This is a genomic window from Streptomyces sp. NPDC007189, assembly GCF_040703635.1.
GTDB lineage: Bacteria > Actinomycetota > Actinomycetes > Streptomycetales > Streptomycetaceae > Streptomyces.
Genome location: NZ_JBEYEY010000004.1, coordinates 99,386 through 120,317 on the forward strand (window position 1 = coordinate 99,386; position 20,932 = coordinate 120,317).

Consider the following 20,932-nt stretch of genomic DNA (forward strand, 5'->3'; position numbering starts at 1 on the left):
TCAGCGGCCCAGCGCGCGTCGGGGCAGCGGTGAGGAGTACACGACGCTCGTGGTCACCGAGCCCAGCGCGCCGATCCTCCCGGAGATCTCCTCCAGGTGTCCCATGGACCGGGCGGCGACCTTGATGACGAAGCAGTCGTCGCCCGTCACATGGTGCGCCTCCAGGATCTCGGGCGTCGCGGCCACCAGGTCGTGGAAGGGCTTGTAGTTGCCGTTCGGATAGCGCAGCCGTACGAACGCCAGGATCGGCAGCCCGAGCCGCTCGGGGTCGACCACCGCCGCGTACCCCTGGATCACGCCCGCCTCCTCCAGCCGGCGGACCCGTTCGGTGACGGCGCTCGGCGACATGGAGACGGCCCGCGCCAGCTCGGCGTAGCTGGCCCGGCCCTCCCGCTGGAGGACCTCGAGAATGCGCCAGTCGGTGGCGTCCGGGGAATACACGGTCATCACGGATGGATAGCAGGGAAATCCCGGCCCGGGCAAGGGCGGGGCCGTGGATCTCCCCTTCAGGCAGCGGGCGGAGGGCCGTAGATTCCACGTCGTGATCACCAACGCCGTACAGACCTCCGCGAACCCCGTCCTGCGCGTCGCGCCCGCCGCCCCCGCCGAGGCCGCCGCCTACTTCCGGGCCAGTCTGGCCTTCCACGCCGACGTCTCCGACGTGGCCGCCGCGCTCGCGGCCGGCGGCGACCCCGGATTCGTCCTCGTGGACTCCCGCTCCACGGAGGCCTGGGACCAGGGCCACATCCCCGGCGCGGTCCACCTGCCCACCGCGCTCGTCCCCGAGCAGGCCGAGCGACTCCTGGACAGATCCGTGCCCGTGGTGACGTACTGCTGGGGCCCCGGCTGCAACGGCGCCACCCGCGCCGCCCTCGCCCTCGCCGAACTCGGCTACCAGGTCAAGGAGATGCTCGGCGGCTTCGAGTACTGGGCACGCGAGGGCTTCGCCTACGAGACCTGGCAGGGGCGGGAGCAGCGCGCCGCCGACTCCCTGACCGCCCCCGTCCAAGGCGAGTGCGGTTGCTGATCGACACCCGGGTAGATTCCCTGCCCATGGCTCGATATGCGGATCCAGGCGCGCTGGAGTGGGTGGAATCGGGCGGCGGCCCGCTGATCGCCGTCCCCGAGACGGTGCTGCCCTTCTGGGCGGGCGCCGACAGCGAGGAACTCGACACGGACTACGACCGCGCCTGCGAGGTCGACGGCTACGTCGGCCTGCTGCCCGTCGGTGACAGCGCGGCCCTGGTGTTCGGCGACGAACCGGCCTCGACCTCCTACCTCCCCGAACACACCACCTTCGTACGGTGGTCGGCCGCCAACTCCGAGGCGGAACTGCTCGCGACCGTCCCCGCCGCCCTGGACACGGCCGTGTGGGGCAGCGAGGTGCACTGGCGGGTGCCCGGCCCGGTGCTGCTGTTCGACTCGGCCTGGCCGGGACAGGCCGCCGAGCGCACCGAGCACCTGCGGGTGCCGCTGGAGGCGGGCACCTACGCGGTGCGGGCCGCGTACGTGCAGCCGGGGCCGGAGACCTGGGTCGGGCTGGTACGGCTCAGCCGGATCCCCGCCCCCTGACCTCAGGGATTCAGGCCGTCGAAGACGATGTTCAGATGCCGGGGCCCGCGCAGCACCGCGTTCTGCCGGTACGGCGGCGGGTCCTCGGCCAGGCGGGGGTTCTCCAGCCTCCGCGCCAGCTCGGACAGCGCGATCTGCGTCTCGAGGCGGGCCAGCGGAGCGCCGAAGCAGCTGTGGATGCCGCTGCCGAAGCCGAGGTGCTGGAGGTCCTCGCGGTCCGGGTCGAAGCGCTGCGGGTCCTTGAAGCGCTCCGGGTCACGGTTGCCCGCCGCCAGGACCAGCCACAGGCGCGCGCCCTTGGGGATGGTGACCCCGCGCACCTCGATGTCGGTGATGGTGGTGCGTTGCGGCACGATCTGCACCGGCGGCTCGTAGCGCAGCAGCTCCTCCACGACCCGCACCGACAGGCCCGGGTCCTGCCGCAGGCGGTGCAGGACGTCCGGGTGGCGCAGCAGGGTCAGCATGCCGTTCGTGATCAGGTTGACCGTGGTCTCATGGCCGGCGATCAGCAGCAGCACCGCGGTGCTCAGCACCTCCATCATGGTCATGGCGCCCTCCGGACCGTGGCTGTCGACCAGGTCGGACAGCAGGTCGTCCTGCGGCTCCTTGGTGCGCTGCTCCACCAGCCCGGCCAGATACATCCCGAGCTGCATCCGCGCTTCCTGGGCCTTCTTCGCGAACTCCGGGTCCGGGTTCTGGCTGGACTCCGGGTCGAGCGTGGCGACCAGGGGATCGACCCAGGCGCGGAAGCGGGGCTCGTCCTCCCGGGGCACACCGAGCAGCCGGCAGATCACCGTCACCGGGAACGGATACGCGAACTGGTCGACCAGGTCGATCTGACGAGCCTCCCCGAAACCGTCGATCAGCCCCTTGACGGTGGCGGCCATGTCGCCGCGCAGGTCGTCCACCCGGCGCGGCCGGTGCGGCGGCCCGAAGGCGCTGTTGGCGATCCGCCGCAGCCGGTCGTGCTCGGGCGGGTCCAGCCGCAGGAAGGACGGCGGGAGCCCGCCCGTCTCCTCGCCCTGGGCCAGCGGATCCTCTCCGGAGGCGGCGAGGTTGGCGGCGTCGGAGCTGACCCGGGGATCGTGCAGCAGCGCCTCGATGTCGTAGTACGAACTGAAGACGTACGGGCCGCCCTCCTCCTCGTGCAGCACCGGGGTCTTGCGGAGTTCCTCGTACAGCGGGTACGGGTTCGCACGGTTGGCGAAGTCGGTGATCTGACGGAACAACGACGTGTGCGTCATGACGCGTCCTTGGGGCATCGGGCCGGGCGGCGGTCAGTGGCGGGCGGGGTGGAAGACCAGCTGCTGGTCGGCCGGTGAGTAGCCGCTGAGGGTCACGGTGGGGCCGTGGGTCGGCAGCGACGGGTCGGGGAAGTCGGCCGCCACCGGATGCCGGCCCTCGGGACGCCGGTCCATCGTCGGGAACTCCACCGGGAACGGCGCGCCCCGCTCGATCTGCCGTGCGTAGAACTCCAGCCACCGCGTGTTGTCGAAGCTCACGGCGGCGACGACCCGGCCCTGGTGGCCGTACACGCCGACGAACCGGCGCTCGGCCAGCGAACCCTGCGTGATCATGAGCTGGTCGCCCATGGGCGGCACGCCGACCGACTTGATGTTCACGCCGAACATCGACGACCAGAAGGCCGGCATCCACAGGTGCGGGCGCCGCTCGGCGCCGTGGCAGATCATGTTGTGCGCGGCCGTCTCCGCCTGGGCGACGGCATTGCCCCAGTGCTCCAGCGACAGGAACTGGTAGCCGAACAGCGCGTGCGGGGAACGCGCGACGTCACCGGCCACGAACACGTCGTCGGTGACGATGCCCCGGAAGTCGAAGGCGCGGCAGCCCGCGTCACAGGCGACGCCGCGGGGCCCGGCGCCCAGCCCCGACCCGGCCAGCCAGTCGGTGTTGCGCTGCGAGCCCAGCGAGACCACGACCACGTCCGCCTCGACGACGCTCTCGTCGGACAGATGGACGGCCCGCACCCTGCCCACCGCGTCGCCCTCCAGCGCGGTCACCGTGACATGCGTGCGCAGGTCCACGCCGTTGTCGGTCTGCAGGTCGGCGGCGACCGCCCCGATCACCCCGCCGAGCGCGCCCACCAGCGGCCCCCCGGCGCGCTCCGCCACCGTGACGGCCAGGCCCATCTCCCGGCAGGCCGAGGCGACCTCCGAACCGGCGAAGCCGGCGCCGATGACGAACACCCGGCGCGGCCCGGCCTTCAGCCGCCGGCACAGATCGGCCGCGTCGTCCCGGGTCCGCAGCAGGCAGACCCCGTCCAGCCGGGCCTCCTCCTCCTTCGGCCAGGGCCGGGCGCGCACACCGGTCGCGATGAGCAGCCGGTCGTACTCCACCTCGTCCCCGTCCGCCAGCCGGACCCGCTTGGCCGTCAGGTCCAGCCCGGTCGCCGCGACGCCGAGCCGCCACTTGGCGTCGATCTCCCGCCGGTGCGGCAGCTCGGTGTGGCGCGGGGACGCCTTGCCCAGCAGGACCGACTTGGACAGCGGCGGCCGGTCGTACGGCTCGTACGGCTCGTCACCGATCAGGGTCAGCTCCCCGGCGAAGCCCTCGGCGCGCAGGGTCTCGGCCGCGCGCAGGCCCGCGAGCGAGGCGCCGACGATCACGATCCGGCCCTCGCGCCGCAGCCACTCGACGTAGTCAGCGGACATCGGACGCCTCCTGGGCGGATGCCGCGCCCGCCGCGCCCATGCCGTCCAGCCCGTCCGCGGTGATCGCCTGCACCGGGCAGGCGGCGACGGCGCGGGCCAGCCGTTCCCGCTGCTCCTCGGCCGCGTGCGGGTTGTAGATCAGCGTCTCCTCGCCGTGCATGGCGAAGACGTCGGGCGCGAGGAACGCGCACTGGGCGTACCCCTGACACTTGTTGAGGTCGACGACGAGCCGCATCGATGCTCCGCCCTTCCGGTGGCCAGGTCCGGTGTGCGCCGGCCGAGTCGCGCGGCAGCCCGGACGGCGGTCATGTCCCGAGTGCCAGCATGAGCGCGGTCGGATGGTTCCGCCCGTCGGAAAACCCATTCGGGCCCCACCGGACCCCTGCCCCACGGTCGACGGGCGTGAGCGGTCCGTCAGCCGTCCGCGGCGGCGCGGTCGCGGATGTTCACCAGGAGGATGTACGCGCTGAGCACCAGCGACCAGGCCGGGAAGACCAGTTCCGCCCAGGGCACGTTGGAGGCGACGAACAGCAGCGTGAGGGCGGTGAGGAAGCCCAGGATCGTGAGCGGGCGCGGCAGGATGCGCAGGCGGTGGCCGATCACCGACAGGGAGCAGACGAAGACGGCGGCCATCCGCATGGCGTACTCCGTCATCAGCGCGTACGCCACATGACGGCCGAAGTCCCACGAGGACAGCGACGGCACCGTGCCGGCGGGATGCGCGACGGAGAGGACGGCGCCCGCGGCGGCGGCCGCACCGAACATCGTGGCCGTGAAGACCAGCCCGCTGCCGAGGAACACGGTGGCGAGGAACTTGTCCTCCCCGGCGCCCACATGCGCCCGCACGGCGCCGATGAACCACAGGAAGGAGATCCCGGCGAACGGCACGAGCGCGAGCGCCGTCCGCACCGCCTGCCGGCGGGCGGAGTCCGTGAACCCTCGCGGGGTGACCGCATCGGCCCCTTCGGGGATGCCCAGCCGCATCAGGACGATCGCCGCCGCGAGCAGCAGCGCGAACACCACTCCGGCCAGCCCGGCCGCCCGCGGCGTCGCCAGCACCCGCTGCCCTTCCTGCCGCATACCGCACCACCTCCTCCGCACAGCCCCCGCCACCAGCCAGCCGCCGCCGGCCGCTTCCCGCCACCGGGGGCGGCCGGACGGACCAGCGGGGGCGGAGGGGGTGGCGTGGGCTGGTGGCGGGGGGAGAGAGGTGGGTGGCGTGGACGCGGCGGCGCCGGGCCGTCAGAGCCGGGACAGTTCGTCCACCAGGTCGTCCAGGCCCAGGGAGCCCTGCGACAGGGCCGCCATGTGCCAGGCCTTCAGGTCGAACGCGTCGCCGTGCCGCCGGCGTGCCTTCTCGCGGCCCAGCAGCCACGCGCGCTCACCGAGCTTGTAGCCGATCGCCTGGCCCGGAATCGTCAGGTACCGGGTCAGCTCGCTCTCCACGAAGTCCGCCGGCCGGCTGCTGTGCGCGCCGAAGAACTCCTGCGCCAGCTCCGGCGTCCACCGCTCACCGGGGTGGAACGGGGAGTCGGCGGGGATCTCCAGCTCCAGATGCATGCCGATGTCCACGATCACCCGGGCCGCCCGCATCATCTGCGCGTCCAGGTAGCCGAGCCGCTCCTCGGGGTTCGTGAGGTAGCCCAGCTCGTCCATCAGCCGCTCCGCGTACAGCGCCCAGCCCTCGGCGTTGGCGCTCACCCCGCCGATCGTCGCCTGGTAGCGCGAGAGGTTCTCCGCCACGTGCACCCACTGCGCGAGCTGCAGGTGATGCCCGGGCACGCCCTCGTGGTACCAGGTCGAGACCAGGTCGTACACCGGGAAGCGGGTCTGCCCCATGGTCGGCAGCCAGGTGCGGCCGGGACGGGAGAAGTCCTCCGACGGCGGCGTGTAGTAGGGGGCCGCGGCGCCGCCGGGCGGGGCGATGCGCGACTCCACCTTCCGCACCCGCTCGGCGAGTTCGAAGTGGGTGCCGTCCAGGTCCTCGATGGCCTTGTCCATCAGGCCCTGCAGCCACTCCCGCACCTCCTCCACGCCCTCGATGTGCCGGCCGTGCTCGTCGAGGTGCGCGAGCGCCACCCACGGGGTCTCGGCGCCGGGCAGGATCTTCTCCGCCTCCCGCTTCATCTCGCCGAGGATCCGGTGGAACTCCGACCAGCCGTACGCGTACGCCTCGTCCAGGTCCAGGTCGGTGCCGTTGAAGTAGCGGGACCAGCGCGCGTACCGCTCGCGGCCCACCGTGTTCGGGGCGCCCTCGATCGCCGGCGCGTACACGTCCCGCAGCCAGTCCCGCAGCTCCACCAGGGCCCCGGTCGCCGCGCGGGCCGCTTCGTCCAGCTCCGCGCGCAGCGCCTCCGGGCCGGCGGCGGCGAAGTCCTCGTACCAGCCGCGGCCCTTGCCGTCCGTGTCGGTCCACTCCGTGAGCTGCCGTATGTACGTCGCCGTCGGCCGCGGCGCCGCGAACAGCTTGCGGTCCAGGCCGAGTTGCAGCGACCCGCGGTAGCCGGCGAGCGCGCCCGGCACCGCGCGCAGCCGCTCGGCGATCGCCGCCCAGTCCTCGTCCGTCTGCGCCGGCGTGACCGTGAAGATGTCCCGCACCGAGTGGCCCGGCGTGGCCATGTTGCCGACCGCGCGCAGGTGTTCGTCCGCCTCGTGCACGGCGAGTTCGGCGGTCAGCCGCTCCCGCAGCAGCCGCCCGCAGCGCCGCTCCGCGTCACTGTCCGCCCCCGGCTGCCGCTCCGCCTCGTCCAGCTTCGCGAGCGTGGCCCGCGCCAGCTCCGCGAGGGCCGCCTGGCCCGCGGGCGAGTAGTCGGGCAGGCGGTTCGAACTCTCCTTCACACCGAGGTAGGTACCGGTGACCGGGTCGAGGGCGATGAGGTCGTCCACGTACGCGTCTGCCACCTGGCGGGGCAGCGGGCTCTTGGTCTCAGACATGCGTCCATCCTCGTACGAGACGGATCACCGCGTCACCCACGTTCGGGGGGATTCAGCTGTGGGCGTGGCCGGGCGGCAGCAGCGGCCCGCAGTCCCACTGCTGGAAGATCAGCCGGGTCTCCACCCGGGCCACCTCGCGCCGCGCGGTGAACTCGTCGAGCACCAGCCGCTGCAGATCGGCCATGTCGGCTACGGCCACATGCACCAGATAGTCGTCCGGGCCGGTCAGATGGAACACCGTCCGCGCCTCCGGCAGCGCCCGGATGCGCTCCACGAACGGTCCCACCAGCTCCCGCCGGTGCGGCCGTACCTGCACCGACAGCAGCGCCTGCAGCCCGCGCCCCAGCTTGGCCGGATCCAGCCGCAGCTGGTGACCGAGGATCACGCCGCAGCGGCGCAGCCGGGTCACCCGGTCCAGGCAGGTCGACGGCGCCACCCCCACCTGCGCGGCCAGATCCCGGTAGGTCATCCGGGCGTCGTTCTGCAGCAGCCGCAGCAGATGGAGATCCACCGGATCCAGTACGACAGATTCCGCCATGAGTCGAACGTAGCACGGCGTTCGGCGCCGATGAACCGGCCGATGTTCACCCTTCCGCCATGGACACAGCGAGCACCGGTGCCTACGACGAGGTACGCACCGCATCGAGAGCCCTGGCCACGGAAGCCGTGCACGCAGGCCGCGACGATCTGGCCCGCCAGGGTCTGCACGCCCCGCCGATCGACCTGTCCACCACCTATCCCTCCTACGACAGCCGCGCCGAGGCCGCCCGCATCGACGCCTTCGCCGCCGACGGCGCCGACCCGGTCGGACCGCCCGTCTACGGCCGCCTCGGCAACCCGACCGTCGCCCGCTTCGAGACCGCCCTCGCCCGCCTGGAGGGCACCGAGTCCGCGGTCGCCTTCGCCAGCGGGATGGCGGCACTCAGCGCGGTCCTGCTCGCACGGTCCGCGAGGGGACTGCGGCACGTGGTCGCCGTACGGCCCCTGTACGGCTGCAGCGACCATCTGCTCACCGCCGGGCTGCTCGGCACCGAGGTCACCTGGACGGACCCGGCCGGCATCGCCGACGCGCTGCGCCCGGACACCGGGCTGGTGATGGTGGAGTCCCCGGCCAACCCGACCCTCGCCGAGATCGACCTGCGGGCCGTCGCGCACGCCTGTGGTTCGGTCCCGCTGCTGGCCGACAACACCTTCGCCACGCCCGTGCTGCAGCGCCCGGTGGAGCAGGGCGCCCGTCTGGTGCTGCACAGCGCCACCAAGTACCTCGGCGGCCATGGCGACGTGCTGGCCGGAGTGGTGGCCTGCGACGAGGAGTTCGCGGGCCGGCTGCGGCAGATACGGTTCGCCACCGGGGGCGTCCTGCATCCGCTGGCCGGTTATCTGCTGCTGCGGGGCCTTTCCACGCTCCCCGTGCGGGTGCGCGCGGCCTCCGCGAACGCCGCCGAACTGGCCCGCCGGCTCGCCGCCGACCCGCGCGTGGCCCGCGTCCACTATCCCCGCATCGGCGGCGCGATGATCGCCTTCGAGGTGCACGGCGATCCGCACGAGGTCATCTCCCGGTTCCGGCTCGTCACCCCGGCGGTGAGCCTCGGCAGCGTCGACACCCTCATCCAGCACCCCGCGTCCATCAGCCACCGCATCGTCGACGCCGACGACCGGCGCGGGGCGGGCGTGAGCGACCGGCTGCTGCGGTTGTCGGTGGGCCTGGAGGACGTGGACGACCTGTGGGCCGACCTGAACCAGGCCCTGGGCCAGCCGGCCCGCACACCGATGCCGCTGCGGGAGGCGGTGCGCTGAGGCCGGCCGAGGGCGGGGGGCCGGTGGTGAGGTGGGCACTGCCGGACACCGGCGCGGTGGCCGGACTCCGTTGCGGGGGCTTCATGGTGCGGCTGTTTTGGAACGGCGCCGGAACCGAGTCGCCGCTCCATGCCTGGCAGGCTGCCGATACCGGCCCGGCTGTGGGCGCCGGGCCGGCTCCCGGGAGTCAGGCGCCGGGCGCGCCGAACGGACACCCACGACCCGCCTGCCGCGCCCCCACCGTGCGCGCGCCCGATCCACCGGCGGGCGCAGGCGCAGGCGAAGGCCGGCCGCGGCCGTGCCGGGAGCCGGTTACGGCAGGCCGGTCACGGCCGCGGCGCGGGTCGGTCGCGGCGCGCGCGGTGCCCAGGGCGGGTGGTCGGTCGCAGCGCGGGTCGGTCGCGGTGCCCAGGGCGGCTGGTCGGCCGCGGCACGGGGCGGCCGCAGGGCGCCGGGCCGCCGGTCAGTCGCGGCGCGGGTCGGTCGCCGTGCTCCCGCGTCGGTCAGTCGCGGTGGGCGGGGTTGCCGAGGTGGTGCAGGGCGGGGGCGTACGAGGGGCCGGAGGGGGTCCGTGCGGGGGTCAGGCGGGCGGTGATGACCAGGGTTCCCTCCTCTATCTGGTAGTCGAGGGGGAGCCCGAGGCCGCGCATCGCGGCGACCATGCCGGTGTTGGACGCCTGGGTCACGGCGTACACACTCTCGCACCCGGCCTCCACGGCCATCGCCACCAGCCGGCCGAGCAGTTCGCCGCCGATGCCGCGCTGCTGCCACTCGTCCTCGATCAGCAGTGCCACCTCCGTCTCGTCGCCGTCCCACAGCAGATGACCGAGGCCGACGATGCGGCCGGACCGGGTCTGCGCGGCCAGCGTCCGGCCGAAACGGGGGCTGAGCAGGTGGTTCAGATAGCGGTCCGCGTCGCCGACCGGGCCGTGGTAGCGCAGGCTGAGCGTGCGCGGTGAGCAGCGCTCGTGCATCGCCCTGGCCGCCGCCAGGTCCGCGGTGTCGGCCCGGCGGACGGTGATGTCGTTGCCCTCGGGCAGCGTGAGCACGTCCTTGCCGCGCGGGATCCTCGGACCGAGCCGGTTGTCCAGCTCGACCAGCGCCCGGGCCCGCGCGAACTCGGTGGGCGTGAACGGCAGATACGGCCGCTCGACGGTGATCACCCCGCCCTCCGGCGCCCGCAGCCGCATCACGGTCTCCTCCAGCACGCCCTCGACCGGCACCGGCTCGGGTCCGAGACCTCCGCCGGCCGGCGTGCCGGGCAGCGAGCGGATGGTGCACCGGCCGAGCAACTGGCGCAGCGCCAGCGGCAGTTCCGCGGCGTCCAGCGCGGTGCGGGCGGCCAGCCCGAGGATCCGGGTGGGGGCGTCGACCAGGTCGTGGGCGTCGGCCCGCTCGATCCAGGTGGACGCGCCGCCGGCCTGCGCGACCGCCCGGGTGATCTCCGCCGCCGGCAGCGCACCCGGCGCCCGCAGCAGGAACTCGTCCACGGCGCCCTCGGCAAGCGGGTGCGTCTGCAGGCTCAGGATGTCCACGCGCCGCTCGGCCAGCGCCGTGCACAGCGCCGCCAGCGAGCCCGGCTCGTCCTTCACCGTCGTCCGCATCCGCCACAGCGCACCGGTCCCGGACACGTCGTCCGAGTCGTCGCCCGGCTGCCCGGCGGCCCCGGCCTGCCGCGTCTCGGCGGCCGGCCGGGCGCCGGTATCACCGGCCGGCGGTGCGTGGCCGTGGCGCCGTGCCCACCACAGGTGGAAGCCGGCCGTCGCGACCAGCGCCAGCGCCGAGATCACCAGCAGGGCGGGACCGTCGGGACCGTGCCCGATCATGTTCGCCACCGCGTCGGCGACCGCGACAGCCGTGAACAGTGCGGCGAGCTCCACGAGGTCGCGCCGCCAGTGGTGCACGGGGCGTCCGTGCTTCGCCCGGGTCACATCAGACATCTCTGCAGTCATGCAGCCACTGTGAAGGAAGCGTGTTGCGTGATCACGAACGCTTTGTGACCGATGGGTAAAGCATGCTCCGCGCCTTTTGTCCATTTTTCTACGGCGGTCCGGCCTCGGATCGCCCGGCTCCAGATCGTGGCGTTGTCGTCTTCCCGTGAGCGCGTCATACGAAAACCGTAGAGGCGACCACTGACAATCGGCCTGACCTGCGAAGAGGGCCGTGGCGCAGGGGAGTTGGCCGTGCCGCGCCCCGTGGGATGACGCCGGCGCGCGGCACGGATGAAGCGTACGGGACCGGCGGCCCCGCCCGCGCTACTGGCCGACCCGGCCCGGCTGGAGCGTCTGCGTGAACAGCACCGTGCCGTCGTACTCCCGCAGCCGTACCGTCAGTTCACCGCTGTCCCCGTCGATGTCGACCTCGCCGAAGAACTGGTAGCCCTCGGCCGGCGAGACGTTGGACGCGGTGGGCGCCTTCACGAACACGCGGTCCGGACCGAACGTGCCGTCCAGCGCGCTGGCCGGGAAGGCGCCGGCGTTCAGCGGGCCGGAGACGAACTCCCAGAACGGCTCGAAGTCCTTGAACGCGGCCCGCGACGGGTCGTAGTGCTGGGCGGAGGTGTGGTGCACGTCGGCCGTCAGCCACACCGTGCCGGTGATCCGCCGGTGCTTGACGAACCGCAGCAGCTCGGCGATCTGCAGTTCGCGGCCGAGCGGGGCGCCGGGGTCGCCCTGCGCGACCGCCTCGAAGTTCGGCTTGCCCTCCACCGGGTCCGGCACGACGAGGCCGAGCGGCATGTCGTTGGCGATCACCTTCCACACCGCTCGGGACTTCGCCAGCTCGCGCTTGAGCCACTGAAGCTGTTCGCGGCCGAGGATGCCCTGCGGGTCCGTGGTCTGGTCGTCGGGGGAGTTGGCGTTGCGGTAGGTGCGCATGTCCAGCACGAACACGTCGAGCAGCGGGCCGTGGTGGACGACCCGGTAGATCCGGCCGTCCGGGCGCCCGCCGAGGGTGGAGACCGGGAAGTACTCGGCGAAGGCCTGACGGGAACGCAGCGCAAGGTCGTCGAGCTTCGTGCCGGCCGGGTAGGGCGTGCCGGCGCCGATGACCTCGCCCGGATACCAGTTGTTGCGCACCTCGTGGTCGTCCCACTGGATGATGTTCGGCACCTGCGCGTTGAACCGGCGCAGGGCCGGGTCCAGCAGGTTGTAGCGGAAGTTGCCCCGGTAGTCGTCCAGGGTGATCGCGACGTGCGACTTCTCCTCGGTGGTGACGTTCCGGTAGACGCTGCCGTCGGGCAGGGTCGCGGTCGCCGCGATCGGGCCGTCGGCGTAGATGTTGTCACCGCTGCACAGGAAGAAGTCCGGGTCCACCTTCGCCATCGCGTCGAAGATGCGGTAACCGCCGATGGACTCGTTGATGCCCCAGCCCTGTCCGGCCAGGTCGCCGGACCACACGAACCGCACGCCCTGGCGGCGCCGGGCGGGCGCGGTGCGGAAGGTGCCGGTCACCGGCTCGCTCGTGCGGCGGGGGTCGTCCGGGTCGGCGAGCAGCACCCGGTAGTGGATCTGCTCGCCCGACGGCAGGCCGTGCAGGCGCGTGGTGCCGGTGAAGTCCGTGCCCGAGCTAAGCAGCGGGCCCTGCCATCTGCGCGGGTTGCGGAACGACTCGGTCGCCGAGGTCTCCACGACCATCCGGGCCGGCCGGTCCGCACGCACCCACACCAGGCCGGAGTCGGTGGTCACATCGCCCGCCTGCACTCCCCAGCTCGCCTGGGGGCGCCCGGAGCGGGCGAACGCCGGGGCCGCGCCGAGGCCAACGGGCAGGGTGAGGGCCGCCGACGCGGCGAGGGAGCCGCGCAGAACGCTGCGGCGGCCGGGGAACGGACGGTCTGACATGGCTGCGCCTCCAGGAGCGGGATCCGGCCAGTGTGCAGAGCCACACCTACTGGGACGCCGAGGCGCGCGCGCAAACCCGAAGTGAACAACGGGCCTTGAGGGCGCGGCCCGGGACGCCACCGCAACCCGCCCCCGCGCAGACCACCGCCCAGGCCATCGCGTCGCCCGCGCAGCGGCCCACCGCGTCCCCCATGCGGCGGCCCGGTCCCGGCCCGTCCGAACCACGGCCGGACGGCGTCACCGGCCGGCCGCGCCCCCTCCGCTGGTCTGCGCCCCCCGTGCCGGTCTGCGCCCGTGCTGCCGGAGGCGGCCGGTCAGCGGCTGCCGTCGAGGATGACCCGCGCGACCAGTGCCGGGTCGTCGCTCATCGGGCAGTGGCCGCAGCCGGGCAGCCGCACCAGCCGGGCGTGCGGGATCATCTGCTTGGCGCGCACGCCCTGGCGGCGTACGAGGAGCCGGTCGCGGGTGCCCCAGGCCACCGTGACCGGCAGACCCGCCAGCTCGTCGGTGAACCGCACGGTGGTGCCCGCCCGCAGCGTCGCCTCGAAACCGGTGGCCCCCACCAGCGCGAGGGTCTCGGCGACGACCGCCTCCGGGGCGCGGCGCGCGGGACGGGCGTAGATGGTGCTCGTCAGCGCCGTACGGCCGGCCGCCGTGCGTGACATCCGCTCCACCACCGGCAGCGGGAGCCGCTGGGCGATGCCGCGCATCGCGAGCAGCACCGCGAAGGCGTACCGGCGCTCGGCCTCCGTCCAGAACCCGGCGGGGGACAGGGCCGTGACGGACCGTACGAGCTTGTTCCGGCCCAGCTCCAGGGCGAGCAGGCCGCCCAGCGAGTTGCCCGCGACATGCGGCCGGTCCAGCTCCAGCGCCTCGAAGAGGCCGCCGAGCACCGTGTTGGTGGTGGGCAGGTCGTAGGCGAGGCCGTCCGGCAGGGCCGGGGACACGCCGAAGCCCGGCAGGTCGACGGCGATCACGTCGCGCTCGGTGGCGACGATGTCCACGACCGGGTCCCAGGCCTGGCGGTGATGGCCGATGCCGTGCAGCAGGACCAGCGGCTCGCCGCGTCCCACGCGCGCGTAGGACACGGTCACGCCCTCCGGGCCGCGCGGAGTGGGGACCTTGAAGGAGACGGTGGCGGACATGGGAAAGCTCCTCGTCTGGGTGCCGACGGACGCCGTAGACAGCTTGTCAGCAATTGCTACCGACCGGTAGCCCCTGGCGGGAGTGCGTCACGCGCCTCGCGGCGGTCAGTCCGCCCGGCGCACCTCGATGTTGAAGTCCGCGGTCCCGAACTGCCGCATCAGGGTGAGCCACAGCGGCAGGTACATCTCCGTGGCCCGCGAGGCCTGGATCCCGCCCAGGTCCAGCACCCGCTCCGCCGGCCACCCGAACTCCCCGAGCAGGCCCACCACCTGCTCCTTGGCACCGGGGTCGTCGCCGCACACGAACAGGTGGTGCGCGCCCGGAACCCGGCCCGGATCCACCATCACCTGACAGTTGACCGTGTTCAGCGTCTTCACCACGCGCGCGTGCGGGAAGGCGTGCTGGATCCGCTCGCCGACGCTGTCCGACTCGACGGGGTCCAGGCGCGGCTGGCCGTCGTCGAACGCCAGCGGGTTGGAGACGTCCACCAGGATCTTCCCGTCGAGGTTCTCGGCACCGGCCGCCCGCAGGGCGTCGAGCGCGACCCGGCCACCCACCGCGTTGACGACCACCTCGGCCGAGGCGGCCGCCTCCGCGAAGGTGCCCGCGCGGGAGCGCTCCGCCGCGGCCGTCGCCCACTCCAGCGCCACCGGGTTGTCCTTGACGCGCGAACCGAGGGTGACCTCGTGCCCCAGCTCCACGAGCCTGCCGCCCAGCGTGCGGCCCACCTCGCCCGTGCCCAGCACCGCGTACCGCATCGGCCACCTCCAGGCCACCGGCCGCCGGCCTCCGGCGGTCCGCGGTCATTGTGGTCCGCGACCGCCGCGGGACGGGCCGATTCCGGCAGGACGCCCGGCGCGTGTCGGACGGGCCGGGGTTCTGCCGTGAGGTCACCCGGGCCGCCGTCTGCGAACGCCTCGTGAACGCTGCGCGGCAGGCCCCCTGTGCGGTGCCCGGGGGATCGAGGATTGGTCTTGACCAAGGGTGCGGGCCGCCCTATGGTCGCAGAGAAGTGCAACAACCTTTAATAAACAAGGGCGCTAAAAACCGCCGGACCACGGCTCTTGCGGAGGACAGGGTGGGGACCACGCAGCTGGAATCGGTGCCGGAACCGAAGTACTGGCATCTCAAGACCGTGCTCAGCGAGGCACTGGACTCCGAGTTCTCGGTCGGCGAGATCCTGCCCAACGAGCGGGAGCTCGCGGCACGCTTCGGCGTGGCCCGCGCCACGCTCCGCCAGGCACTCGAACAGCTCGAGCTGGAAGGCCGGCTGCAGCGCCGCCGCGGCGTCGGTACGACCGTCGCGCCGCCGCGCGTGGGCGTGGCCGTCGGCACCGAGCGGCACGTCTGGCCGGGCGCCGCCACGGACGCCTGGCAGCCCGTCGACTGCGACCAGGAGGTGCCGCCCGCCGCGGTCGCCGCGGCCCTGGAGACCGGCGCGGAGGAGCCCGTGCACACCGTGCGCCGCTCCCGGATGTCCCACGGCCAGCGGGTCGCCACCGAACTGCTCTACATCCCGGCGGCCTCGGTGCCCGCCCTCACCGCGATCGACACTCCTTCCGGCGCGGCACGCGCGCGTGCGGTGCTGCGCGAACTGCAGCACCTGACGCTGGAGGGCCAGGACCGCGCCGTCGAGCTGGGCTCCGCCCGCGCCGACGACGCCAAGGACCTCGACCGGCTCCCCGGCTCGCCCGTCCTCGTCGTCACGACCCGCTTCTTCGCCGCGGGCCGCACCGCCGCCCTGTCCGTCGCGACCTACCGCGCCGACACCTGCCGGCTGACCTTCGGCGACACGCCGGACGTGGAGATACACCACGATCCGGAACGCCGGGCTTCCTGACCACCGGGCAGCCACCGGACGGCGGGCAGGGCAGCCGGCCCGGGGCGCAGACTCCCGCATCACCGGGACCTCTTGAGCGCCGGATCGGGATGACACCCAGGAGCGCGGGGCCGCATCGGACTTGCGGCCCCGACGCGTGGGCGCGAGCAGCCACCACGACCTCGCGGCCGCGGAACCACCGCCCCCGGGGCGTCGACGGCTAGCGCCGCGTCACCGTGCCGTCCACCGCGAACAGCTGCTCCTCGACATGGTCCAGGGCCAGGCGCAGCGCCCCCGTGGCCACGACCGCCTCGCCCAGCAGGGACAGCGCGACCTGGGGCGGACGCAGGCAGTAGCGGGCCAGTTCGCGGCGCAGCGGCTCCAGGACGCCGTCCAGGCCGGCGGCCCAGCCGCCGATCACGACCAGCTCGGGATCGAGGGCGAGCACCAGCGCGGCCACGTCGTGCACGAGCCGCTGGATGAACCGGTCCACGGCCGCCCGCGCCCGCTGGTCGCCCTCCCGGGCCAGCGCGAACACCTCGGCGACCGCCTGCTCGTCCAGCGGGTGCAGCGGCTCGTCGGTGGTGGACAGCAGCGTCTCCGGAGTCGCCTCCCGCCCCAGCAGATGCAGCGCGCCGATCTCCCCGGCCGCCCCGCCGTAGCCGCGGTGCAGCCGCCCGCCGATCAGCGAGCCCGCGCCCGGGCTCAGCCCGGCCAGCACGAACACCACGTCGTCCGACCCGGTCGCCGCGCCCTTCCAGTGCTCGGCGACGGCCGCCGCGTTGGCGTCGTTCTCCACCAGCACCGGGCACCTGAAGGAGCGGCTGAGCCGCTCGCCCAGCTTCAGGCCCGTCCACTGCGGCAGCGCCGTGCTCAGCCGTACCGTGCCGTCGGCCTCCACGATCCCCGGCGTGCCCACGCCCACGGCCCGCAGCGAGCTGCGCGCGACCCCGGCCCGGCGCAGCAGCTCCGCGACCGCGCCGCGCAGCCGGTCGAGCCGCTCGTCCGCCGGGGCCGTCTCGTCGACCTCCTTGGCCTGCGCGCCCAGCACCCGGCCGTCCAGGTCGGACAGGAGCACGGCGACCCGGTGCGGCCCGATCTCCAGGCCCAGCAGATGCCCCGCCTCGGCCCGGAACCGGAACCGGCGCGCGGGCCGCCCCTGCCGGCGCGCGGCGCCCTCGTCGGCCGCCGTCTCCACGACGAGCCCGCCCTCGATGAGCCCTTCGACGACACCCTCGACGGTCGGCCGGGACAGTCCGGTCACCCGGGTGATCTCGGTGAGCGTCGCGCAGTCCGCGGCACGCAGCGCGCGCAGCACCACCGCGGAGTTGATCCTTCGCAGCAGCGAGGGATCGCCGCCGGTCAGCTGCGCCACCGTCCGTCCTTCCAGCTCGCGGGGGTGTTGGGCGGATCGTACTCGGCCCGGCGCACACCCGGCGAGTGCGGGCCGGGCACGGCCGGGACGGCTCACCCCCGGCCCGGTCCGGCCTCGCGGTCACCGCGCTGCGGCCGGCGGCTGCACGGGCGGCGGGCGCGTGGAGCGTACGGTACCGGGACGGCTGATCCCGCCGGGGAGCGTCCGGTCTCTGACGCCCCGCCAATTGTCAGTGGCGGCCGGTTTACTGGATCGCATGCGCATCGAGAAGTACCTCGCCGTCACCGATCTGCTGTGCTCGCGGGAGTTCCACGCCGAGGACGGCAGGTCGGACCTCGGCACCGCCGGACCGGGCTATCTCACGGCCGAGTTGGCGACCAGCCAGGGCACGCGGGTCGCCGACGCCTCGATCCGCAGGGAGGCGGAGGAGCGCCTTCACGAGGAGCGGGAGGCACTCGCCGGCACCCTGGCCGAGCGGTGGGGCGAGCCGTCCCCCATGGGGCTGCAGACGATACGGCTGCGCACCGCGGCGGAGGAGATACCCGAGCCCTGGGCCCGCCTCAGCCACCTCATGGCGGACGCGTACGTCTGGCAGGCGCGGGAGTACGGCCGCTGGATCGTCCTCGGGGTCGCCGACCGGGATCCCGCCGACGAGATACAGCTGTTGCTGACCGCGACCGAGACCGATCCGCCCTGACCGCTACGCCTGCGCGGCCTCGCGCAGGCGGGCGAACTCCTCCGCCATCGTCGCCGCCGTCCAGTGCGCGTTCAGGCCGCTGGGGTTGGGCAGCACCCACACCCGGCTGTCCCCGATCGTCCGCTCCTGCGGCCCCACCCGAGCGGTGCGGTCGCCGAACGCGGCACGGTACGCGGTCACCCCGACCACGGCGAGCCAGCCCGGCTTCAGCCGCGTCACCTTCTCGGCCAGCAGCCGCCCGCCCTCGACGTACTCCTCGGCGGTCAGCTCGTCGGCCCGTGCGGTCGCCCGCGCCACGACGTTCGTGATGCCCAGCCCGTACGACAGCAACTCCCGCTGCTCGGCCGGTTTCAGCAGTCTGGGGGTGAAGCCGGACAGGTGCAGCACCGGCCAGAAGCGGTTGCCGGGGCGGGCGAAGTGGTGGCCGGTCGCGGCCGTCATCAAGCCCGGGTTTATGCCGCAGAACAGCACGCGGAGGCCGTCCGCGACCACGTCCGGGACGAGACGGTCGCGGGCGGCCTCCAGGTCCGCTTTCGTCAGGCGGGTCAGAGGATCGCTCCGGGTGTGTACCCGGCGGCCTCCGGGCGCTGCTTGACGATCTCCTCGATCCGGCCGACGACCACGCCGACCTGGTCGGCCGCCGCACCGGTGAAGGACAGCTTGTCGGCCATCAGCGCCGCCAGCTGGTCGCGGTCCAGGGGCAGGCGGTCGTCGGCGGCGAGCTTGTCGAGCAGGTCGTTGCGCTCGGCGCCCTGCTCGCGCATCGCCAGCGCGGTGGCGACGGCGTTCTCCTTGATCGCCTCGTGCGCGACCTCGCGGCCCACACCGGCCCGCACGGCGCTCATGAGGACCTTGGTGGTGGCCAGGAACGGCAGGTAGCGGTCCAGTTCGCGGGAGATGACGGCCGGGAAGGCGCCGAACTCGTCCAGCACGGTGAGGAAGGTCTCCAGCAGACCGTCCAGGGCGAAGAAGGCGTCCGGGAGCGCGACCCGGCGCACCACGGAGCAGGACACGTCGCCCTCGTTCCACTGGTCGCCGGCCAGTTCGCCGGTCATCGACGCGTAGCCGCGCAGGATCACCATCAGGCCGTTGACGCGCTCGCAGGAGCGGGTGTTCATCTTGTGCGGCATTGCCGAGGAGCCGACCTGGCCCGGCTTGAAGCCCTCGGTGACCAGTTCGTGCCCGGCCATCAGCCGGATCGTCTTGGCCAGCGAGGAGGGGGCCGCCGCCAGCTGCACCAGCGCGGTGACGACCTCGTAGTCCAGCGAGCGCGGGTAGACCTGGCCGACCGAGGTGAAGGCCTGCGCGAAGCCCAGGTGCCCGGCGATGCGCTGCTCCAGCTCGGCGAGCTTCGCCGCGTCGCCGCCCAGCAGGTCCAGCATGTCCTGCGCGGTGCCCACCGGGCCCTTGATGCCGCGCAGCGGGTAGCGGCCCAGCAGCTCCTCGAGACGGCCGTAGGCGACCAGCAGCTCGTCGGCGGCCGTCGCGAAACGCTTGCCCAGCGTCGTGGCCTGCGCGGCCACGTTGTGCGAGCGGCCCGCCATGACCAGCTCGGCGTACTCGCCGGCCAGCTTGCCGAGGCGTGCCAGCACGGCCACCGTGCGGTCGCGCATCAGCTCCAGCGAGAGCCGGATCTGCAGCTGCTCGACGTTCTCCGTGAGGTCCCGGGAGGTCATGCCCTTGTGTACGTGCTCGTGCCCGGCGAGGGCGTTGAACTCCTCGATCCGCGCCTTCACATCGTGCCGGGTGACCTTCTCGCGCTCGGCGATCGAGGCCAGGTCGACGGTGTCGAGGACACGCTCGTAGTCGGCGATCGCCTCGTCCGGCACCTCGATGCCGAGGTCCTTCTGGGCGCGCAGCACGGCGAGCCAGAGCTGCCGCTCGAGCCTCACCTTCTGCTCGGGGGACCAGAGCGTGGCGAGCTCGGCGGAGGCGTAGCGTCCGGCGAGGACGTTCGGGATGCGGGGCTTGGCGGGCGCGGCAGAAGTCACGTGTCCAGATTCTACTGGTGGTTTGTGCAGGCCAGCGCCGCGCCCCGGTTCGGCGGAAGCTACGAGACCCCCGTCACCCCGCTACGCCTGCGCCTCGTACGGCAGCAGCTCCGGGCGCTTCGGGGGGCGGCCGTCGCCGGAGGAGCGGCCGGTCAGGCGCCTGCCTATCCAGGGCAGCAGATGCTCCCGGGCGAAGCGCAGGTCCGCGGCCCGGCGGGACACCCAGCCCGGCGGCGCCGCGGCCGGCATCGGCACATGCCACTCGGTGTCCTCCGGCTCGTACCCGAGCGCCTGCCACACCGCCTCGGCGACCCGGCGGTGTCCCTCGCCCGTCAGATGCAGCCGGTCCACGTCCCACAGCCGGGGGTCGCTCAGCGCGGGTGCCCCGTACAGGTCGACGACGACCGCGCCGTGCTTGGCCGCCAGCTCGTCCACGCAGGCGAACAGCTCCTCCATGCGCGGCCGGAACCGCTCCAGCACCGGGCCCTGGCGGCCGGGGCTGCGCATCAGCACCAGCTGGGTGCAGGCGGGGGCCAGCCGCTCCACGGCCTCGGTCAGCAGGCCCTTGACCCGGCCCATGTCGCACTTGGGCCGCAGGGTGTCGTTGAGGCCGCCGACCAGCGTGATCACGTCGGCGTTCATCGCCGCCGCGACGTCCACCTGCTCGTCGACGATCTGCCCGATCAGCTTGCCGCGCACGGCCAGGTTGGCGTACCGGAAGCCCGGCGTGCGGGCGGCCATCCGTGCGGCGAGGAGGTCGGCCCAGCCCCGGTAGGAGCCGTCGGGCAGCAGGTCCGACATGCCCTCGGTGAAGGAGTCGCCGACCGCGACCAGACTGCTGTGGGCGGGAGGTATGGGATTCGTCTGCATGGCGGGAGCGATGGTATCCCGGCTCCATACCCGCCGGTCGGTCGCCCCGGAACCACCCTCGAACCGCCCCGGCGGACCGCCCGGGAAGACAGCCCCGGGGGACCGGGCCGGCCTACAGGCCCGGTGGACCGGCCCGGCGGTCCGCCCGGGGGGACTGCCCCGGTGGACCGCCCCGGTGGACCGGCCCGGTGAACCGGCTTGGCGGCCGGTGGACCGGCCCGGC

Annotated in this window: 20 protein-coding genes; 5 read left to right on the top strand and 15 right to left on the bottom strand. The window is 73.5% G+C overall.

Annotated elements, in window-relative coordinates:
• Positions 1 to 447, bottom strand: a complete 447-nt coding sequence (locus AB0950_RS09570) for an Lrp/AsnC family transcriptional regulator (RefSeq protein ID WP_360146840.1) — start codon at positions 445 to 447, stop codon at positions 1 to 3.
• A gap of 97 nt (positions 448 to 544) precedes the next feature.
• Between AB0950_RS09570 and AB0950_RS09575 the strand changes: the two genes are divergently transcribed.
• Together AB0950_RS09575 and AB0950_RS09580 are read left to right on the top strand one after the other, a co-directional pair.
• Positions 545 to 1,027 (top strand): rhodanese-like domain-containing protein, encoded by a 483-nt coding sequence (locus AB0950_RS09575; protein WP_360147190.1) that lies wholly within the window; start codon positions 545 to 547, stop codon positions 1,025 to 1,027.
• 26 nt (positions 1,028 to 1,053) lie between these two features.
• Positions 1,054 to 1,572 (top strand): immunity 21 family protein, encoded by a 519-nt coding sequence (locus AB0950_RS09580; protein ID WP_360146837.1) that lies wholly within the window; start codon positions 1,054 to 1,056, stop codon positions 1,570 to 1,572.
• A gap of 2 nt (positions 1,573 to 1,574) precedes the next feature.
• Here the strand turns inward: AB0950_RS09580 and AB0950_RS09585 are convergent, their stop codons facing one another.
• The 6 genes from AB0950_RS09585 to AB0950_RS09610 all read right to left on the bottom strand — a co-directional run bounded on the left by AB0950_RS09585 (position 1,575) and on the right by AB0950_RS09610 (position 7,713).
• Positions 1,575 to 2,816: a cytochrome P450 gene (locus AB0950_RS09585; protein WP_360575613.1), complete on the bottom strand. Its 1,242-nt coding sequence runs from the start codon at positions 2,814 to 2,816 to the stop codon at positions 1,575 to 1,577.
• Positions 2,817 to 2,849: 33 nt separating this feature from the next.
• Positions 2,850 to 4,241, bottom strand: a complete 1,392-nt coding sequence (locus tag AB0950_RS09590; RefSeq protein WP_360575614.1) for an FAD/NAD(P)-binding oxidoreductase — start codon at positions 4,239 to 4,241, stop codon at positions 2,850 to 2,852.
• Positions 4,231 to 4,476 carry a ferredoxin gene (locus tag AB0950_RS09595; RefSeq protein WP_366778238.1) on the bottom strand — a complete coding sequence of 82 codons (246 nt, stop codon included), beginning with the start codon at positions 4,474 to 4,476 and terminating at the stop codon, positions 4,231 to 4,233. The genes AB0950_RS09590 and AB0950_RS09595 overlap by 11 nt, the downstream gene beginning before the upstream one ends.
• Before the next feature lie 179 nt (positions 4,477 to 4,655).
• Positions 4,656 to 5,321 (bottom strand): hypothetical protein, encoded by a 666-nt coding sequence (locus AB0950_RS09600; RefSeq protein ID WP_366778239.1) that lies wholly within the window; start codon positions 5,319 to 5,321, stop codon positions 4,656 to 4,658.
• A 162-nt stretch (positions 5,322 to 5,483) separates the two neighbouring features.
• On the bottom strand, positions 5,484 to 7,175 hold the full coding sequence (locus tag AB0950_RS09605) for a DUF885 domain-containing protein (protein WP_366778240.1): 1,692 nt from the start codon (positions 7,173 to 7,175) through the stop codon (positions 5,484 to 5,486).
• Positions 7,176 to 7,227: 52 nt separating this feature from the next.
• Positions 7,228 to 7,713 (bottom strand): Lrp/AsnC family transcriptional regulator, encoded by a 486-nt coding sequence (locus tag AB0950_RS09610; protein ID WP_330341359.1) that lies wholly within the window; start codon positions 7,711 to 7,713, stop codon positions 7,228 to 7,230.
• 59 nt (positions 7,714 to 7,772) lie between these two features.
• On the opposite strand from AB0950_RS09610, the gene AB0950_RS09615 reads away from it, so the two are divergent.
• Positions 7,773 to 8,972, top strand: a complete 1,200-nt coding sequence (locus AB0950_RS09615; protein ID WP_366778241.1) for a PLP-dependent transferase — start codon at positions 7,773 to 7,775, stop codon at positions 8,970 to 8,972.
• A gap of 503 nt (positions 8,973 to 9,475) precedes the next feature.
• Here AB0950_RS09615 and AB0950_RS09620 read toward each other — a convergent pair.
• From AB0950_RS09620 to AB0950_RS09635, 4 genes are all read right to left on the bottom strand, one after another.
• Positions 9,476 to 10,924, bottom strand: a complete 1,449-nt coding sequence (locus AB0950_RS09620; protein WP_366778242.1) for a GNAT family N-acetyltransferase — start codon at positions 10,922 to 10,924, stop codon at positions 9,476 to 9,478.
• A 303-nt stretch (positions 10,925 to 11,227) separates the two neighbouring features.
• Entirely contained in the window at positions 11,228 to 12,811 is a 1,584-nt protein-coding gene (locus AB0950_RS09625; RefSeq protein WP_366778244.1) for an alkaline phosphatase D family protein, read from the bottom strand.
• Between the two features lie 314 nt (positions 12,812 to 13,125).
• Positions 13,126 to 13,956 (bottom strand): alpha/beta fold hydrolase, encoded by an 831-nt coding sequence (locus AB0950_RS09630; RefSeq protein WP_360146809.1) that lies wholly within the window; start codon positions 13,954 to 13,956, stop codon positions 13,126 to 13,128.
• Positions 13,957 to 14,061: 105 nt separating this feature from the next.
• On the bottom strand, positions 14,062 to 14,715 hold the full coding sequence (locus tag AB0950_RS09635; RefSeq protein WP_366778245.1) for an NAD(P)-binding domain-containing protein: 654 nt from the start codon (positions 14,713 to 14,715) through the stop codon (positions 14,062 to 14,064).
• Between the two features lie 320 nt (positions 14,716 to 15,035).
• Between AB0950_RS09635 and AB0950_RS09640 the strand changes: the two genes are divergently transcribed.
• Positions 15,036 to 15,797 carry a GntR family transcriptional regulator gene (locus AB0950_RS09640; protein WP_366778246.1) on the top strand — a complete coding sequence of 254 codons (762 nt, stop codon included), beginning with the start codon at positions 15,036 to 15,038 and terminating at the stop codon, positions 15,795 to 15,797.
• A 199-nt stretch (positions 15,798 to 15,996) separates the two neighbouring features.
• Here AB0950_RS09640 and AB0950_RS09645 read toward each other — a convergent pair whose 3' ends face one another.
• Positions 15,997 to 17,151 carry an ROK family transcriptional regulator gene (locus AB0950_RS09645; RefSeq protein WP_360575025.1) on the bottom strand — a complete coding sequence of 385 codons (1,155 nt, stop codon included), beginning with the start codon at positions 17,149 to 17,151 and terminating at the stop codon, positions 15,997 to 15,999.
• A 256-nt stretch (positions 17,152 to 17,407) separates the two neighbouring features.
• Between AB0950_RS09645 and AB0950_RS09650 the strand changes: the two genes are divergently transcribed.
• On the top strand, positions 17,408 to 17,848 hold the full coding sequence (locus AB0950_RS09650) for a hypothetical protein (protein ID WP_366778247.1): 441 nt from the start codon (positions 17,408 to 17,410) through the stop codon (positions 17,846 to 17,848).
• A 3-nt stretch (positions 17,849 to 17,851) separates the two neighbouring features.
• Here AB0950_RS09650 and mug read toward each other — a convergent pair whose 3' ends face one another.
• The 3 genes from mug to AB0950_RS09665 all read right to left on the bottom strand — a co-directional run bounded on the left by mug (position 17,852) and on the right by AB0950_RS09665 (position 20,709).
• A complete protein-coding gene (gene mug, locus AB0950_RS09655; RefSeq protein WP_360147187.1) occupies positions 17,852 to 18,397 on the bottom strand; it encodes a G/U mismatch-specific DNA glycosylase in 546 nt (181 codons plus the stop codon).
• A complete protein-coding gene (gene purB, locus AB0950_RS09660) occupies positions 18,394 to 19,839 on the bottom strand; it encodes an adenylosuccinate lyase (RefSeq protein WP_360146794.1) in 1,446 nt (481 codons plus the stop codon). Before purB ends, mug begins: the two co-directional genes overlap by 4 nt.
• 81 nt (positions 19,840 to 19,920) lie before the next feature.
• The gene (locus AB0950_RS09665; RefSeq protein WP_366778249.1) at positions 19,921 to 20,709 is read right to left on the bottom strand and encodes an SGNH/GDSL hydrolase family protein; all 789 of its coding nucleotides are present in this window, start codon (positions 20,707 to 20,709) and stop codon (positions 19,921 to 19,923) included.
• Between the last annotated feature and the right edge of the window lie 223 nt (positions 20,710 to 20,932).